The 17,105-nt window shown below is 36.7% G+C and carries 16 protein-coding genes; 11 read left to right on the top strand and 5 right to left on the bottom strand.

Features of this window, described 5'->3' with window-relative positions; genetic code table 11:
* Positions 1 to 31 precede the first annotated feature (31 nt).
* Entirely contained in the window at positions 32 to 2,974 is a 2,943-nt protein-coding gene (locus tag PX700_RS09155) for a TonB-dependent receptor domain-containing protein (RefSeq protein WP_479520540.1), read from the top strand.
* A gap of 296 nt (positions 2,975 to 3,270) precedes the next feature.
* Here PX700_RS09155 and PX700_RS09160 read toward each other — a convergent pair whose 3' ends face one another.
* Positions 3,271 to 3,744 carry a Dps family protein gene (locus PX700_RS09160; protein WP_479520541.1) on the bottom strand — a complete coding sequence of 158 codons (474 nt, stop codon included), beginning with the start codon at positions 3,742 to 3,744 and terminating at the stop codon, positions 3,271 to 3,273.
* A 334-nt stretch (positions 3,745 to 4,078) separates the two neighbouring features.
* Here PX700_RS09160 and PX700_RS09165 point away from each other — a divergent pair, with 334 nt between their 5' ends.
* On the top strand, positions 4,079 to 4,288 hold the full coding sequence (locus tag PX700_RS09165) for a hypothetical protein (RefSeq protein ID WP_166421115.1): 210 nt from the start codon (positions 4,079 to 4,081) through the stop codon (positions 4,286 to 4,288).
* On the opposite strand, the gene PX700_RS09170 is transcribed toward PX700_RS09165, so the two are convergent.
* Entirely contained in the window at positions 4,285 to 4,890 is a 606-nt protein-coding gene (locus tag PX700_RS09170; RefSeq protein WP_479520542.1) for an alpha/beta fold hydrolase, read from the bottom strand. The genes PX700_RS09165 and PX700_RS09170 overlap by 4 nt on opposite strands.
* Before the next feature lie 183 nt (positions 4,891 to 5,073).
* Positions 5,074 to 5,610 (bottom strand): YaeQ family protein, encoded by a 537-nt coding sequence (locus PX700_RS09175; RefSeq protein ID WP_166421113.1) that lies wholly within the window; start codon positions 5,608 to 5,610, stop codon positions 5,074 to 5,076.
* A 311-nt stretch (positions 5,611 to 5,921) separates the two neighbouring features.
* Here PX700_RS09175 and PX700_RS09180 point away from each other — a divergent pair, with 311 nt between their 5' ends.
* Positions 5,922 to 7,100 carry a tyrosine-type recombinase/integrase gene (locus PX700_RS09180; RefSeq protein ID WP_479520543.1) on the top strand — a complete coding sequence of 393 codons (1,179 nt, stop codon included), beginning with the start codon at positions 5,922 to 5,924 and terminating at the stop codon, positions 7,098 to 7,100.
* Between the two features lies 1 nt (position 7,101).
* On the opposite strand, the gene PX700_RS09185 is transcribed toward PX700_RS09180, so the two are convergent.
* Entirely contained in the window at positions 7,102 to 7,542 is a 441-nt protein-coding gene (locus PX700_RS09185; RefSeq protein WP_197108509.1) for a hypothetical protein, read from the bottom strand.
* 220 nt (positions 7,543 to 7,762) lie between these two features.
* Here PX700_RS09185 and PX700_RS09190 point away from each other — a divergent pair, with 220 nt between their 5' ends.
* Both PX700_RS09190 and PX700_RS09195 read left to right on the top strand, forming a co-directional pair.
* Positions 7,763 to 9,076 (top strand): hypothetical protein, encoded by a 1,314-nt coding sequence (locus tag PX700_RS09190; RefSeq protein ID WP_479520544.1) that lies wholly within the window; start codon positions 7,763 to 7,765, stop codon positions 9,074 to 9,076.
* A gap of 214 nt (positions 9,077 to 9,290) precedes the next feature.
* Positions 9,291 to 9,911 carry an inovirus Gp2 family protein gene (locus PX700_RS09195; protein WP_479520545.1) on the top strand — a complete coding sequence of 207 codons (621 nt, stop codon included), beginning with the start codon at positions 9,291 to 9,293 and terminating at the stop codon, positions 9,909 to 9,911.
* A 142-nt stretch (positions 9,912 to 10,053) separates the two neighbouring features.
* Here PX700_RS09195 and radC read toward each other — a convergent pair whose 3' ends face one another.
* A complete protein-coding gene (gene radC / locus PX700_RS09200) occupies positions 10,054 to 10,548 on the bottom strand; it encodes a RadC family protein (protein ID WP_479520546.1) in 495 nt (164 codons plus the stop codon).
* Positions 10,549 to 10,683: 135 nt separating this feature from the next.
* Between radC and PX700_RS09205 the strand changes: the two genes are divergently transcribed.
* From PX700_RS09205 to PX700_RS09230, 6 genes are all read left to right on the top strand, one after another.
* A complete protein-coding gene (locus PX700_RS09205) occupies positions 10,684 to 10,863 on the top strand; it encodes an AlpA family transcriptional regulator (protein ID WP_479520547.1) in 180 nt (59 codons plus the stop codon).
* Positions 10,863 to 12,125: a class I SAM-dependent methyltransferase gene (locus PX700_RS09210; protein ID WP_479520548.1), complete on the top strand. Its 1,263-nt coding sequence runs from the start codon at positions 10,863 to 10,865 to the stop codon at positions 12,123 to 12,125. The genes PX700_RS09205 and PX700_RS09210 overlap by 1 nt, the downstream gene beginning before the upstream one ends.
* A 196-nt stretch (positions 12,126 to 12,321) precedes the next feature.
* On the top strand, positions 12,322 to 13,305 hold the full coding sequence (locus PX700_RS09215; RefSeq protein WP_479520549.1) for a response regulator transcription factor: 984 nt from the start codon (positions 12,322 to 12,324) through the stop codon (positions 13,303 to 13,305).
* A gap of 89 nt (positions 13,306 to 13,394) precedes the next feature.
* Complete coding sequence (locus PX700_RS09220) at positions 13,395 to 14,294, top strand: helix-turn-helix domain-containing protein (protein WP_479520550.1); 900 nt, start codon at positions 13,395 to 13,397, stop codon at positions 14,292 to 14,294.
* A 68-nt stretch (positions 14,295 to 14,362) separates the two neighbouring features.
* A complete protein-coding gene (locus PX700_RS09225) occupies positions 14,363 to 15,865 on the top strand; it encodes a hypothetical protein (RefSeq protein WP_479520551.1) in 1,503 nt (500 codons plus the stop codon).
* Between the two features lie 219 nt (positions 15,866 to 16,084).
* Entirely contained in the window at positions 16,085 to 17,047 is a 963-nt protein-coding gene (locus tag PX700_RS09230) for a hypothetical protein (RefSeq protein WP_479520552.1), read from the top strand.
* Positions 17,048 to 17,105 lie beyond the last annotated feature (58 nt).

A 17,105-nucleotide genomic window follows, 5' to 3' on the forward strand; every position in this document is an offset into this window, starting at 1 on the left:
AGTTACAAAAATAACAATTCAGGGGAATTATATGACATTAACTAACAAAGGTAGCGCGCGATTATTTAAAAAATCGTCGTTAACAGTTGCGCTAAGTAGCGCAATACTTGCAAGCTTTTCATTTCAAGGTGTTGCTGCAGAAGATGACGAAATAACTAAAATAGAACGTGTACAGGTTACGGGTTCTCGTATTCGCTCAGCTGAGGCGATGTCATCAGCGCCTATTCAAGTTGTAGATAGCACAGCAATCGATGCATCTGGTTCATTAAATATTCAAGATTTACTGCTAGATAATCCCGCATTTGGTTCACCGGCAATCAGTCGTACTAACTCAAACTTTAGTACAGCTAGTGCAGGTGTTGCGACTGTGGATTTACGTAATTTAGGTTCTAACCGTACATTGGTATTAGTTAACGGTCGTCGTTATGTATCGGGTGTACCTGGTAGCTCTGCTGTCGATTTAAATACTATTCCGAGTCAATTTATTGAACGTGTTGAAATTATGACAGGTGGCGCTTCATCTGTTTATGGCTCTGACGCTGTTGCTGGTGTAGTTAACTTTGTACTAAAAGATGACTTTGAAGGCGTTGAGTTTGATGGTCAGTACGGTGAATCAAGTGAAGGTGATGATGAGTCACGCCAATTTAACTTTACCTCAGGCTTATCAAGCTCAGATGGTAAAGGGCACGCAATGTTTCACCTTGGTTACTCTGATCAAGGCGCTGTTTTCTCACGTGATCGTGACCGCTCAGCGGTAGACCAATTTTCAGGTATTTTCTTTGAAGATGATCCAGTAGCAAACCCAAATTCTGTATTTGATGCAGTAAGCCCGTTTTTATCTTCATTTCCACCACAAGGTCGTTTTAGCGCTGGGGATGAAACATTTACGTTTAATGATGCAAACAACCTACAAAACTCATTTAGTGCTAATGGCGGCGACGGCGTAGCTGCAGATGGCTTTAACCGAAGCGGTGTGCGTACAATAGCAATACCTACAGAGCGGTACTTATTTGCCTCAAATGGTAGCTATGAGTTAAGCGACAAGCACAGCTTTTTTTATGAAGGTACTTACGCTGCAACAACAACCGTTTCTGAATTAGAGCCATTTCCTTTTGCCTCTGACGACATTTATGCCAATGGCCGTGTTCCAATAGAATTTAATGTAAACGGTGAGCTTTTACGTAACGCGTTTGTTCCAGACGATATATATAACGCAGCAACCGATACCGACGGTGATGGCGCACGAGATATCTTTTTTGCAAAACGCTTGAGTGACATTGGTAACCGTGGCGCACGAGCAGAGCGTGATACATTCCGTTTAGCACTTGGTTTTCAAGGTGAAATAGCCGATGGTTGGTTTTACGATACTTACTATGTATACGGTAAAACAAAAGAGCAACAAGTTTCAGGCGGTTTAGTTAATGTGCAAAGTTTCCGCCAAGGCTTAGAAGCTGTTATTGATACTCAAGATTTAGATGATGATGGTATTACTGATGAAGCTATTTGTATCGATGCGACAGCACGTGGCTTTAACTGTGCGCCGGTAGACATTTACGGTTTTAATTCGTTATCGCAAGGTGCTATTGATTTTGTAAGTGCACCTAGCTCACTTGCAACGTCGGTTGAGCAAGAAATCATTGGTGGTAATATTTCAGGTGATTTATTTGATTTACCAGCAGGTACGGTAGGTATTGCAGCTGGTTTTGAATACCGTGAAGAGTTCTCACGCAGTGAATTTGATGCTCTACAGCAAGCTGGCCTTAATGCGGGTAATGCAATTCCAGCAACAGAAGGCTCGTTTGATGTAACTGAATATTATGTTGAAGCATACATCCCCGTGCTTGATTCTGTAACAATGAATGCAGCAGTTCGTTTATCTGACTACTCAACAGTAGGAAATACTGAAAGTTGGAACGTGGGTGTTGATTGGGAAGTAATGGATAGCTTACGTTTACGTGCCACTCGTGCACGTTCAACACGTGCTCCAAATATCGATGAACTATTTTCTCCACCTTCACAAACGTTCCCAAGTGGTTTAAACGATCCATGTTTAGGTGTAACTAATAGTGGTGGGGGTGCTTTAGGTGACGCTTGTCGTGCGGATGGTGGTGTTATAGCTAATATTGCATCAAATGGTGAGTTCGCACTTAACCAATCTGATTTACAAGGTATTAGTGGTTTTAACCGTGGCAACCAAGATTTAAAAGAAGAAGTTGGTGACTCGGTGACTGTCGGTGTTGTATTTACACCAGAAAACCTAATATCAGGCCTAGACATTACGCTTGATTACTTTGATATCGAAATTACAGATGCAATCGTATCAACACCTCGTCAGTTTATTCTTGACCAATGTTATGGCGGCGGCGATACAAGCTTTTGTGACTTTGTAACTCGTCGTAGTGCGCCATCAGGTAATAATAGTGCTGGTTCACTAGAATTTATCGACAGTGGTGTATCTAACAGTGGTGGCCTAGGTACAGAAGGTGTTGATTTAACACTAACGTACTCTACTGATATTGGTCCAGGTGCGTTTAGAACTCGCCTTGCTTATACTTACCTAATCGATGGTTATAGCATTCCACTTCCAGGCGCTGATAAAGATGAGTTTGCTGGAGAAATTGGTGCATCAGAGCATAAAGCAAACTGGAACTTTGGTTATAAACTTAACGATTTTGATTTTAACTGGAGCTTAACTTACATTGGCGCTGCAGACTTTGATGACCAATTCTTAAGTGGTTTTGGTATTGCGCCAGGTGGAGTAGGGATTGGTTCAGTAACGTATCATGATGTTCAAGCAAGTTACCATATCAGCGATTCAACAGAGCTTTACGCTGGTGCGAGTAACTTATTTGATAAAGAGCCACCACGCATTTTATCGGGTGTGAGCGGTTCAAGTACTGGTACTGAAACTGATGCAGGTACGTACGACCCAATTGGTCAATCATTCTACATAGGTTTTAGAAGTAAGTTCTAACCAATAGTAGCGATATTAATATCGTTACTTAATTACTTACTCAATCAGTTACGTTCACAAAGCCTCAGTATTACTGAGGCTTTTTTATTGGGAAAAATAATGGAGTAGTAATATTTATACATTGGTTATCCCAATATATAAGCATTGTACCCACTTAAACCAAAAACAACGCCACTGGTAACAGGGGCGTTGTTTAGTATTGGGAGGAGGCTAATATAGTAACCGAATCGCTTGATTATTTAACGATTTATCCCTATTTGTGGCCCTCTTCATTGAGGGCTTTTTTTTGCTTAATTTTAGTCTAAGTAAGCTTTTAACATCCAAACAAGTTTTTCTTGCTCTGAGATGTAATCGCTCATTAGTGAGGCTGTACCTTCATCGTCTGCATCACCCGCTTGGCTTAATATCTCACGCTGCATGTGAATTAATGTACTGTAACCAGCAAGTAGGTTCTCTACGGCTGTAACACCATCACTAATACCTTTAGCTTCTTTAATTTTACTTACTTCAAGGTAATCAGAAAATGCATGTAGTGGTGCGCCATCTAACGTTAAAATACGTTCTGCAACTTCATCTACTTTTAGAAGTAGTAAGTTATAAATTTCTTCAAACTTAACATGTAGTTCAAAAAAGTTACGGCCTTTAATATTCCAGTGAAAACCACGCGCGTTCATGTATTGAATCTGGTAGCTACTCAATAATGTATTGAGTGACTTTATGATGTCTTCGCTTTTTGCACTGTTTAGACCAATTGCGTTTACATGTGACATAACTTGCTCCTGAATAACCGTTTGTTTGTGAACTTGTAATAAGTATCGCGGATTTTTATTGTTTAGTGAAATCGTTTAAATATATCTAGTTAATAGTTTTAATCTATTAACTGTTTTTGATACCAATACACACCTTTAACTATTAATAGAAATGGGTCTGATTAATAAAAATACCACCCCTTAAAAGTAAATAAACCCTAAATAAGTATAAATTATGATCTAAAACAAACTTTATACAAGGCGATAATCTAGCTGTTTTTTTATTGATGTAGGTCAAAAAACATCCACCCTAACGGCGCATAATAAAGTTGTCGAAATAATTAGGAGAGATAACATGCATGCAAAAACAGCAAAACAAAATAAAGCAGAGTTAATAGTGGTCGGTATTGCAGTCATCGCATTTGTATTAGGATTAGTAGCTCACTTAGCGGGTGCGAGCTTTGCGAACTCAGATTTTTTTGGCTACATTGCAGCACCCATTCCGCTTATATTGGGAGTAGTATTTTTAATTAGCTATAAAATAGCAGCCAATGCAGAGGACTAATCGCCCTCACTTAGGCATTTTAAAATGTAGTCGAGTACTTGGCGCGAGTAAATCATACTGGTATGGCTTAAATGAAACACTTTGTGTTCTGCCATACCTTTTAGTTTGGTTTCATCTAGTAATACGGTGCCATCTGACTGGCTACCCTTAACTATTAAAGGCATAAGCCCGATAGGTAAATCGCCCGCAATACTGTAAAGCTTAGCTTTAAAAGGCCAGTTACCATTTTTAGTAAGCAAAAACTCAACACTATTTTTTAAAAATGATTCAAACCCTTTTTGCTTCATTTTTTGCGCTATGTGGCTGCCTTTATGTGGAGTGCCTAAGGTAATAACTTTAGTTACATGCTGGCTAGCAGGGGAGTTCGCTTCTAAATAAGCGCGAGCAATTAGCCCGCCCATAGAGTGGCATACAAGCGCTGCAGGTTCGTTAGAAATACATTCATCAATTTGTGCAAATATAGTGTCGCGATGAGGGTCGAGCGTATTATAGGTAATGTTTAATACCGTCATCCCCGATTCTTCAAGTCGTGAACAAAGTGGGCGCATAACAAAGCCAGACATATACAAGCCATGTAAAACAATAACGTGTTTAACTTTCATATGCTCCCTAATACCAATTTTATTAAAAACATGATCATTCTAGCGTATTAAATAACCCGCTACCTGCGTTAAAAATTATTTATATAGAACAACTATATGTCATAATTTTCGCCTTGCTATCGACTTATTTCCTTGTCGCTATAATAGATAGCTAATTTAATGCAATTGGTATACCTATCTTAGTTACATTAATTGCTGTGGTTTTATTTCGATATTTGTTGTATCGGTATTTACCCATACTTCACCATCTTGAATGGTAATGGCAAGCTTAATCCCACGATCGACCAAAGCAGCAAGTGCTTGTGTGGCTGCGTAATCAAGGCTAAAAATACTTAGATTTTTAAATTCATACAATTTAGGCTGATGCTTTTGCCACCAAATTGCTTGATTGTTTTCACCATAAGTATAAAGCACTACTTTTTTAGATTTATTACAGGCTTTTTTAAGACGCTTTTCGTCAGGTAAACCCAGTTCAACCCACAGCTCTATTTCTTCGCTATAGCTTACATGCCAGAGCTCAGGCTCATCATCAGCACTTAGCCCTTTAGTAAATTCTAAACCATCACAGCTATTTAGCGCAAAAGCGAGTAAGCGAATCATCAACCGTTGGTCGGTTTCTGATGGGTGTTGAGCCAAGGTTAAACTAAAATCTTGATAAACGTGGCGGTCCATATCGCTAAGCGATAACTGCACTTTCATAATGGTGGATTTAAGAGCCATAACAACTAATCTGAAAAAATTTGCGTCAGTATAGCGCAATTAAATGAATTGCCAGTTAAAATAGCGGTTAATTATACGTTAGGAGTTAAAAATGGCTATCCAGTGGTTCCCTGGGCGCTTGAATTAACTTCCGCTGATATACGTTGTAAGTATTTTGTTTAAATTTAATCAATGATTTAACGTGACTTTATTCCGTCACCTTCCGTAGTTTGATTGCTAAATCCGAATCTCTCAGTACCCCAGCCAGTACCCCAACTTATAAAGTTACTATATACTCATGTTATTAGCTGAATATATGGGATATGCGTAATATGCGCTTAACTGATCGCAAAATAAAATCAATTATAGCTACAGGCAAAGAGCAAACCCTCTCTGATGGTAACTGTTTAGTGTTGCGTGTTAGAGCAAACGGGACTAAATCTTGGCGGTTTAAATATACAGTTAATAAAAAAGTTACCAAGCTTTCTTTAGGTGCTTACCCTGCTGTTACTCTTGCTGAGGCCCGAAGTGTGGCAGTAAACTATATGCAGCTTTTAGCTAAAGGGATTGACCCTAAAGAATACGAAAGTACTAAAAAGGTTGAAGCGAGCAGAAAGCTAGCTAACACATTCTTAGCTGCCGCAGAGCTTTGGTTTGAACGCAAACAGCCAACTGTGACGCCTCATCATGCAGCTAGGAAATGGCGTACGCTTGAGATGTATATTTTCCCCAAGTTGCAAGATACGCCTTTAGAAAGCATTACAGCGATTGATACTATTGAAATTCTCAGGCCACTTGAGAGTGATGGTAAACACTCCACAATTAAGCGTATTTGCCAAAGCTTAAATCAGATCATGGATTACTCGGTAAATCATGGGTTTATCAATGCCAATCCACTAGCAAAAATTATAAAAGTATTTACTAAAAATACAGTTGAGCACATGGCTACTATTAGGCCTGAAGAACTACCTGATTTTTTAACCGCTCTGAATGGCGCACAAACCATTCAAAACAAAACAAAGCTTTTAATTTTGTGGCAACTGCACACTATGACTCGCTCAAAGGAAGCCGCAGGCACTAAGTGGGCCGATATTAATATTGAAGGTGCTGTATGGGTTATACCTGCTGAAGAAATGAAGCGCAGAAGGACTCATAGAGTGCCTTTAACGCCTGCTACCTTAGCAATACTTGAGCAAATGAAGCCCTTAAGTGGCCATCATGAGTATGTTTTCCCAAGTGAACGTAATGAAGATAGCCATGCAAGCACCTACACGGTCAATGCAGCTATAAAGCGAAGCTTAGGCTACAAAGATAAGCTGGTAGCCCATGGACTGCGTTCTGTGGCCTCTACAGCACTTCATGAGAAGGGATACGATAGCCTGTTAGTTGAAGCCTGTTTAGCCCATGCAGATGAAAATGAAACCCGAGCAGCGTATAACCGCTCGGACTATTTAGAGCAACGCAGGCCAATAATGGAGTGGTGGAGTGAGTTTATAAATAAAAGTATCTAATTTATTTTAATTTATCTTCAATTTCCTTAAGCATTTCAAAATTAATTAGATTTCTATTTTTCATTTCTAGGTAGGTGTTTATTATAATTTCTAGCTCTAAGTTTAAAGGGCGTTCTTCTTTTTCTGCAGAAAGTCTTAGAGCATCAATCGTTTTTTTTGAAAGCATGTAGTTAGCTTGCTTCTTAGATGTGTTTTTATTCCTAGATTTGTATAGTCTCCAGGCCGCAGCAGCGTCTCTTTTTTTTAGTACTATAGAGGGGCTAGGCGATGAGAAAAGTGTATGGATGCATTTAACATCTTGCTCATGAGAATTTTTTGTACCGTAATTATTAAACTCTCTTTTCTTTATTAAATAATTATAAAACCACGTTGCTTTACCTTTTGTTTCGTCGTTACACCAAGAGCAACCAGCCCCCTCAGAGCACTTTGTTAATTTCATCATAGAGTACACCTGTTTAAATAAAATAAATAAATATAGCGCATGTTGTTTTTAGTTGCTAGATGCATGTCAATATTTGAACCTAGCATTGAACAAGATTATATTACTATACATGATTCTAGATTATGTTCTAGACTATGCTCTAGGCTGTGTTCTAGACTTCGCTATAGACTATGTTTTAGATTCGTTTATAGTATTGGATTTGGTTTTGTGTGGTGTTTTGGTGGATATTATAAAGAATCTTGGTTATAAACAGTTTTTGGCATTAGCTTACTTTTTTAGTGAGAATGAAAAGTTTTTCTTAAATCATTCATCAATAAAAAGTATTGCCAATTCATTCGGTATTGATAGTTACTCATGTAAAGCGGCTTTAAAAAAATTAGAAGCAGAATCACTACTTAATATCAACACTATTTATACTCAATCTCAAGGTGGTATACGGAAGGAATTTATAAAAAATGAAACTCTAGTTCAAAGCTTCTTGCGTGGTATTTTTTCAGGTGGAGAATCGTTTTTTATAAAAGATATCTTAGGTGTTAGACGGGATAAAACGTTAAGTAATTTACAGCGTGCTCTTATTTTGATTATGAAATATTCAGAGCATACAAAATACCATACACGAATCATTACAGTGAAAGAACTGGCACGAACTTTAAGCATAACAGAAAGTAGGGTTGTAGCTGGTATTCAAAAATTAAATGGCGAAATGTTAAGCTCCACTTGGGGAGGGAGCAGAGTAATAAGATCTTATAAAGCAATTTATATGAGCTCGAAATTAACGTGGCACTTTAAGTTAGATGAACAAAAGGCAAAAGGTGCTGCAACTATTGACCTAAAGACTTTGCTATATAACAGTAATATCCTTATATATTTGTATGGAGAACTAGGAGCAATTTTTAAAAGCTTAAAAATAAAAAGAACAGAACTATTAAATGAGGACTTTACGCTTACAGATGAACAGCAAGTAACTTTTGGTCAGAAGGTTGATTATAGATTTTACGGGAGGATAGGCGGAGCTGATTTAATTAGTTTTTTAACCTTTAAAAATACTAAGTTGATATTCAAGGTATTAGAGGCGATAAAAGGAAATAATGATAGTAGTCATTATATTAATGAAGGGCTTGGGAAGTGTATTAGCGGTGTGTTGGTGGAGAATAAATCATTGCTTGAGGCTTACTCTAAAGAGATGGTAAAAGGCATGCGATTAGACTCCACTCAACGCGTTGGAGAAAGAGGAACTGTATTATTTATTGAAATGTTAGATCATATATTTTCCGACATTATCAAATCTATTAAGAATGCCCTTATGTATTTGTTACATGAAAAATATAAAACGGAAGAAATTTATTTTTCGTCTAACAACCCTTTACACATGAAAGGTGAGCCAAATGTTTTTATTGCTTACGGCACAGTGCAAGCAAAAAATATTCTTTTAAAGAATAAGCCACTTTCAACATCTAATTTACTAGGTTTTAATCTGTGGAAAGATAAAAACAGATCTCAACTACTAGGTACATTATTGATAAAGTTTTATTAATTACTCATATGTAACTCCAGAATGATGTCTCGGTAATACACAGTGCTGTGTATGCAAATTTTGTAAAAAGCTGAATCAAACATTAGCTTTTCTAAGTTGAAGCATGTCGGATAGGTAAGATATACCTATTTAACTTAGTCATTTATAAGCACTGATGATGTAATAAAATACATAAGTGCCTCTTTGTATACTTACAAAACAAAGAGTACTAAAAATGATCAAACAACCAACATATAACCCTTCATACCAACAACGTATCGAATCTACATTAGATTATGCTATTGAGCAGAACCCTAGATTGAATGTAGTAAGATTTGACTTATACCTTCCAGATTATTACCAGTGCCTTGATACACCTAAAGCAGTAGCAAATAATTTAATATCTAGGTTCTTTGCTTCATTAAAGGCAAAGCTTAGCAGTGATGCTATACAGCGCAGACGTTTAGAGCACAGAGTCCATGACACAGAGTTGTACTATGTCTGGGCGAGAGAGTTTGGAGAGCTTGCTGGTAAAGAGCACTATCATATTGCTATTTTTATTAATAAAGACAGGTTCCACTCTTTAGGTAGCTATGACTGTAATTCTGGTAGCCTTTCCTCACTAATTATACAGGCCTGGGCTAGCGCACTCGCTATCCCCGTGGATGAAGCGCAACCCCTCGTTAACTTCCCTGACAATGCATGTAATTGGATTAACTCTAAATCTAAAGGTTATTTAGCACAAAGGAAAATTTCTGAAGTTAGACTAGAATATTTAGCAAAAAATGAAACGAAGATTGTTGGTACTGGTAAGAGAAATTTTGGAGCGAGCCAAACTCCGAAGCCTAAATACTAATATTGATTGAACGTAAGTGCCCTTACTAAGGGCACTTAATTTATTTAATATCATCTTCATAGATTTTCTGAATTATTTTCAATATAGCAATCGTATGAATAATGATTTTTACCGTATTAGTATTTAGCAATATACCCTCCTCTTAGTTATTACTGTCTAAACTCAATAGCTGCCTTTCTGCAAAAGAAACACATGTTTCACCTACGATAATGTGATCAAGCACTGTCACCTCTATTAGCGCTAAAGCACTTTCCAGCTTCTTTGTAATGAGTTTGTCTGCCTGTGAAGGCGTGGGATCGCCTGACGGATGGTTATGGGCAAAAATAACGCTGGTGGCGTTTTTATTTAGTACAGATTTAACAACCTCCCTTGGATAAACCGAAGCTGCATTAATAGTTCCAAAGAAAAGCTCTTGATAATCAATAATCCGATTCTGGCTATCCAAATACAACGCTGCGAATACCTCACGCTCATATACACCTAGTTTTGCCTTTAAAAAGTCTATAGCCGTAGACGGGCTATTAAGCGCCCCTAGGCGAGCATATCTTTGCTGCATTATTTCAGCTGCTCTTTCTAAGATTTGATCCTCTAAACATTTAAATTTTGATTCGTATTGCTTGGTTTTAATTAAAGCCATTATTAGGTCCTCAGGTGGATGATTGATACCCCTAAGTGATATATGCCTTCAATATTTTGGATTTAGCCACCAGCTCGAAAAAGTAACTTTCTACGCAACTGACATATCTCTTGAACCTATAACGGAGATAGAAAAATGCGGTTAATCAAATTAAAAGAAGTTATACAAAAAACATCACTTGGCCATTCAAGTATTTATAAATTTATTGCTGAAGGGTCTTTTCCAAAACAATTATCGCTTGGTGCAAAATCAGTAGCGTGGGTTGAATCTGAAGTAGATGAGTGGATTGAAGAAAAAGTTAGAGGGAGAGGCTAATGAATCTTCCATTAAATAAAGGTAACGCATTGTTGATATTAGATAAAGTGTTAAACAAAAATGCAGGAATTAAAGTCGTTACTGCAGCAAATGATAAATTAAGAGTATGCAATTTCTTAAAAAATGTATATCAACCACTCTTCCCCACAATCCATGTTAATGAGGCAGTTATCAACACTGATACTTCCGTCTGTTTATACACTGAGGACACAGTAGGTGTGATTACGAGTACTGTGTCAATATCATGGCTGAATGGAGAGATAGTGCCTGAAGTATGGATGAGAGAGGCTGCTTTGATTAACAAAAATAAACACATCACATTACAGGTTGGGCGGTTTTATATTGGAGGTGTGAAAGGGCAGTCATTACTTAAATTGTATTTTAAATGTTTTGTGGAACTTGCTAATACTTTAGGGATACCGACAATTACAGGTCTGGTTAAGAGTAAAGATTTACGTCTTCATGAAGCAAGATTTCAGGCTAATGTATTGGTAAGGAATACTGAGCTTAAATTTGGCAGTGAGCACGATTTTGCTTTGGTTCAGTGGCGTTTAAATAGCTTAAGCAGCTGTTTTTATGGCTGGCTTGGGGTTGTTCAATATACGAACTCTGCAACGTTTACAGCTCAAGACTGGAATGATTATGCGAGGATGTTTGCTTCAGTGCAAACACAGGTTCAACGCGAACTCCAGCAAGAAGCTGTGAAGTATTTAAAGGGTAAGGTTGGTGATTTTGGCTGCGGTTGTGCAAAAGTAGGGTGGTTATTATCTGATAATGAAATGATTGAGTCTTACATTGGTATTGATGCATCAATAGGGATGATTGATATTGCTCGAGAATCAATTAAAGAAATAGAGCCTATAAATGAGCAAAGCGTTCATCACGGGTTTATTGAAGATTATAATGGCTCATCTTTCGATACAGGGGTTAGCTTAAATAGCTATTATTCATGGCTAAACCCACTTGCTACATTAAAGCACATTTACAATTTAATTGAGGTCGGTGGTATTTTTGTTTTAGCCACACCAAATAAAAGTTTAGACTTGATTTTATTGGATAAACAAGCAAAAAAGGAGTTAGTAGGGCACCCTGATTATAAGAAATTTAGAGAGTATAATCTGAAACTAATAAACGACAAAGATGCAAATTTAGTCGACATGACAGAGCTGATTGAGCAAGTGGAAAGTGTTGGCTTTACAATTGAATCTTATCATCAAAAACTTTATTGCGGAGGCTTAAACTTCTTAGTTTTATCTAAGTGAATCTATAGCTGAGAAGGATCTCAGCAACTTACACTGTTATATAGTTTTAACCGTAGCCATGCATGCTAGTAAATAATTGATTAAAGCGATTGAATGCATACAGCTATGCTGTTTGACGTAAAATTAGTACCTTGCTTCAATAAAGCTGTTATTCTTCAGTTGGTTAAATGTTGTAATTTCATAAAAGGAATTCGCTTTGAGTGAACATGAAGTAAGTTTGTGGCTTAAGTCGCTTTTTGCGGCTTCTCAGGATAAAGATATCGGGGAGTTTAAGAAATACTGTTTTGAGCACTTGCAGAGTGTAATTCAATTCGATAGCGGACTTTGGACCACGCGTTCAGATATGTTCAATAAAATCAATGTTCACTGGGTTGATGATTCTTTCTTATTTAATCAGCCAGATGCATTTATGGAAAATTACTTCAGTATCGCAAGTACTGCCGACACACCTGATTTATTGAATGAATATTTAATTAACCATCCAAATCAATTCATCGACTTGTGGCAAGTTGTTTCAGTGGACGAGTGGCAGCGTTCTGTTTATTACTCTGAGCACTGTAAGCTATATGCTGTTGAAAATGCATTAGCTGCTTTAGTTTGTAAAAGTGAAAATACATCAGTTAGTCATGCAATTAGTATCTACCGAAGTGATTTTGCTCTTAAGTTTACCGCACAAGAGCGGGAGCAGATAACCTTCTTATTACCATTTTTACTGCAAGCTTTTAGACTCAATTTATTGTATTCATTTATGCCAAACAGTTCTGCAAGGTTAGTGCGAGGGGTTGTTGATCGATTTGGTACTATTATTGAAGCTCAGGAGCAGTTCATAAACATAATGACTCAATGCGATGTATTAGATAATGGCGTTCTCAAATTAGAACCCCATGGAGGTGTTACTACATCATCAAGCTTCTGGTTGAATCGATATTTAATACAGATACAACATGAACAAGGTTTGTTTTTTATTAAGATCACTCTTCCTCTAGTTGAAGAGCTACTAAGTCCAAAAGAAATTGAGGTAAGTAAATTATTACTCAATGGATTGAGCAATAAAGATATCGCAAATTATTTGTGCCGAAGCCCTAACACGGTAAAAAACCAAGTTAATAGCGTATTACAAAAGCTGAATGTAAATACCCGAGAATCTGCTGTAATAGCACTAATGGAATGGATAGTTTGAGTGTGCAGAACATATCAAAATCCACGCCATCTAGTTATCAGAATACATTAAGTAAAATGTATGAAGTGGCTCTCATTCATGGGCCAAGTTTGTTCCAACAGAAACTTAGTGAGCAGCTAAATGGAATGATGAATTCATCTAGTCAAATTTGGGTCTATGGAAATAAGCATGGCCCTGTGGGTCACTTTAGTCGATATTACTTTCATGAAGCGAAAAGTAAAATGCGAACATCAACCGCTGTAAAATTTTTACAGCGGGTTGCATCCTTTAGTGATTCGTCGGTAACACTGTTGTCCAACGATGAGTGGTCCAAAGTGTTATGCGATCATCCTGACTATCAACAATATAGAACCCCGATAATTATAACGCTTAGCAGTAGCGATGAATTGCAAAGCATAATTCTTTTGCGTTTGAGTAGTGAAAAAGAGTTTTGTAAAACTGATATTGAGGTTCTTGATTTTTTAGCACCTCATTTAGATGGTGCAGTTGAGATGAATATTAAGGAGTTTATTCGGTTTGGTTGGAAGGTAACGAGAAACCAAAGAGCAGTCTTTGATAGTCATGATGAGCTAATTGGAAAAACAGATCAATTTGATAGCTTTTATAATAAGTTATGCACACTAGATAGCCGTTTTCCGCCCCTCTCCAATATGTTAGCAAAGTCAGCTATATACAACATTGATTGTAAATTGAAAGTATCCATATCTAGCTTATCAGTTTACAAAACGATCAGTATTATTGAATATGACTTTGGTATTGAGTCACTCTCAACGATGGAGTGGTCAGTATGTAAGCTTTTATTACTGACCTATTCTAACCAAGAAATAAAAAACACATTGGGTATTAATGTTAAAACAGTGGAGGCACATATAAAACAGGTAATGAATAAGCTAGGTGTTTCCTCCCGCGCCGAGGTTATTAGTTATCTGTATTACTCAGGTTATGATCTAATTGAAAGTAACACTAATGAAGAGCAAATTAAATTTTAGTCCAAAACCCTTATTCTATTAATTCCACTTCTCCCTTATACTAAAATAAATTCATAAGGGATAGAATCATGGAAGTTAATATGAATAAGAGAAACCTTCTTTTATCTACGCTAGTAATTTTTTCTTTAACTGGTTGCGGGCAATCAGATATAGAAGCCCCGCCACTTAAAACTGAATCTCCATACTCATGCTCTACAATAAATGAGTTCAGAGTAGTTAATAAAATATCAGAGGCTAGAAAAGTTACTGAGATGAGCCTATCTATTATGGATATGGAGTACACAGGAGATTCCTTAATAGAAGGGTTTTATAAACAACAACTCAAAAATAGTGTTTATAGGTATGCTCTTCATGAAAGGGTCTTCGATTTATGTCAATTGAACTCTTCAATGGAAGTCAATGAGGCTGCTCAATCAAGCTTAACTAGTTTATATAGTTATATTTCTGATAAACCCGGAGTAGCAATGTGCCGCTCTCTTAATGATGGTATTTTGAGCTATAAGGATATTCAAGGAGAAGCAAGTAACCCCACTGTAATACTTGCAAATATTTATGTTCCAAGTTTTAAAAGGGTGCAAAAAGATGAGAAGTATGGTGATGAATTTATAAAAAATAGTTTGTTAGAAAACTGCCAAGAGCAACCTGCTATTCGTATTTGGGATATGTTAGGACAAGTAACAAAACCTCTCGCAAGAAAGCTTTGGGATCAAGATGCAGAAGTGTTAAGAAGAAAAGAAGAAGAAAAGAGAAAGGCTTTGATAATTCAAGAAGAGGAAAAACGTAAAGAAAAGATAATTCATTTTTCTAAAAGCCTTTTTGACACAGATGGAGCTACTTGTGGTCAGTTTATCCAGCAATACCAATCCTTATTATGGACTGAAGGGGATGAGGAGTTTGAGTCTGTATTTAAGGGAATCGAGTTAACTTTAGTCGGAGTGGCTGAAAACCTTTTTCCCTATCAAAAAATAATTTTTGATAGGTTGCTAAATAATGATTCTAAGTCTTTAGCGGAAGAAGTATTTAAAGGATGTAATTTGTTACGCTATCATTTGCTTGGCAGTTTGATGAGAGTAGAAGAAATTTATAGTCAGAAAGGCCCTATAGAAAAAGCGATAGAGAAAATAAATGAAGAAAAGCAAGATACTGCATCTAAAGAAGCCTTAGAGCAATTTAGGTTTTGTAAGTCAAGGAGCTTCAGGAAAGTACTTTGCTTCAGAGATGCAAGCTCTTATTACTTATATTTTATGTCTAAGTTAGAGATCAAAAAGAACACCGTCCTGCAAAATAGATTGATCACTCAAATTAAATCTGGGGTAAGAAAGTATCATATTTCAGAAGAGATAAACCAATGTAAAAAGAAAGCTTCACTAGAAAAAAAATTAGATTGGGCGGGGTTAAATGAATATGTCGGAGAGGTCTGTATTCCAGAAGAGATTAGGAAGAGAGAATTAATTAATGAAGCTAAGTTACAATCTTTAAAAGAAGAAATACTAGAAGCAAAAAAATTAATGCTTAAACTTGAAGATACTGCAATAAGTACAAATGAGTTCGCATACCCTCGTAGCTTATGAGTTTTATAAGTTACTGTTTAAAATTTAATTTTTATTCATAGGCAGCAATATATATTTAATTTCTGCCTATGAATCATAGTGCCCAGCAGTACTTAATTGGATTAAACTATTAGATGTCTTAATACAATATTCGAATTAAAGTATAGGGAGCCTACAAAGTTATAGTAAAAAGGATTTAATTTGATAGGATGATCTATAAAACGTAAGGATTACAAGTATATGAATTATAATATCGAAAACATTCTACTAGCATTACTTGCTGGTGAGCCGGTATCAAATGCTGAGCATGTAGTTTTGAAGGATGCTTTAAAGCCAGTATTTTTTGGTAAAGGTTTTATGACATGGGCCCGAAATGAGAAAAGGGATGAAATTAAAGAAAATATAATAAGTGAAGGTAATAGCTTAGTTTATAGCGTGAAGAATGACGCGAATGCTTTAATTGATTCATTTGCAAGTATGGCGAGTGAGTTAAATCAAGGCGGTCAATTAAACTTATTCTACGATCTCTACAAAATCTTTCCTAAATTTCAGGGAGATGCTCTTAAAGCTAAAGACGCTAAGCTCTTGACCATAATCAAAGATGCACTTCAATCAGAAGATAAAGATGCGAAAGCAAGAGCTACTATGCTAATTGCTTTGTATGCTGAATCCAGTAACTCTCAATCTAGAAAGTCTTCTGCAGGCAACGCAGCTGAGCAAGCTATAGAGTTACTAATGCGTTCAATAGGCTTAGTTAAAGGTGTAACGTACGGAACACAGTTTATTTATCAAGGCTCTAATACCGATTTCGTAATTCCTTATGCGGAAAGTGGCGATATCAATAGTGTTTCAGCATTTATTGCTGTCCAAGTTAGCACTAATGATAGAGCCAGATTAAGCTCAAGTGAATTGCACCGAGGTGCAAAGAGATACTTGTGTTCACTCAATGGTTGTAATGCATCAAGTAAAAGCACTAAAGACATTGGTGATGATTTAGCCGCAGGTTATTTAGATACTGAAACACACTATGTTGTCATTGAGCGTGAGCGATTAGCTGCAATAGAAGATGCTGAAAGAAGGCTGGAGAAAGCCGAAGGCACTCCAAGAGCTGTAAATGCCAAAAGACGTTTGAAATGGCTTAAAACTTATGCAATTAACTATGAAGAATTTGCTCGTCAAATTAAACAGTTAGCAAGTGAATAACTCCCTCTTCTTAATTATTAAATCAGTTATATAAACAATTAGCTCTTAGCTTGTATTT

The sequence above is a fragment of the Pseudoalteromonas sp. TP27 genome (assembly GCF_056470645.1).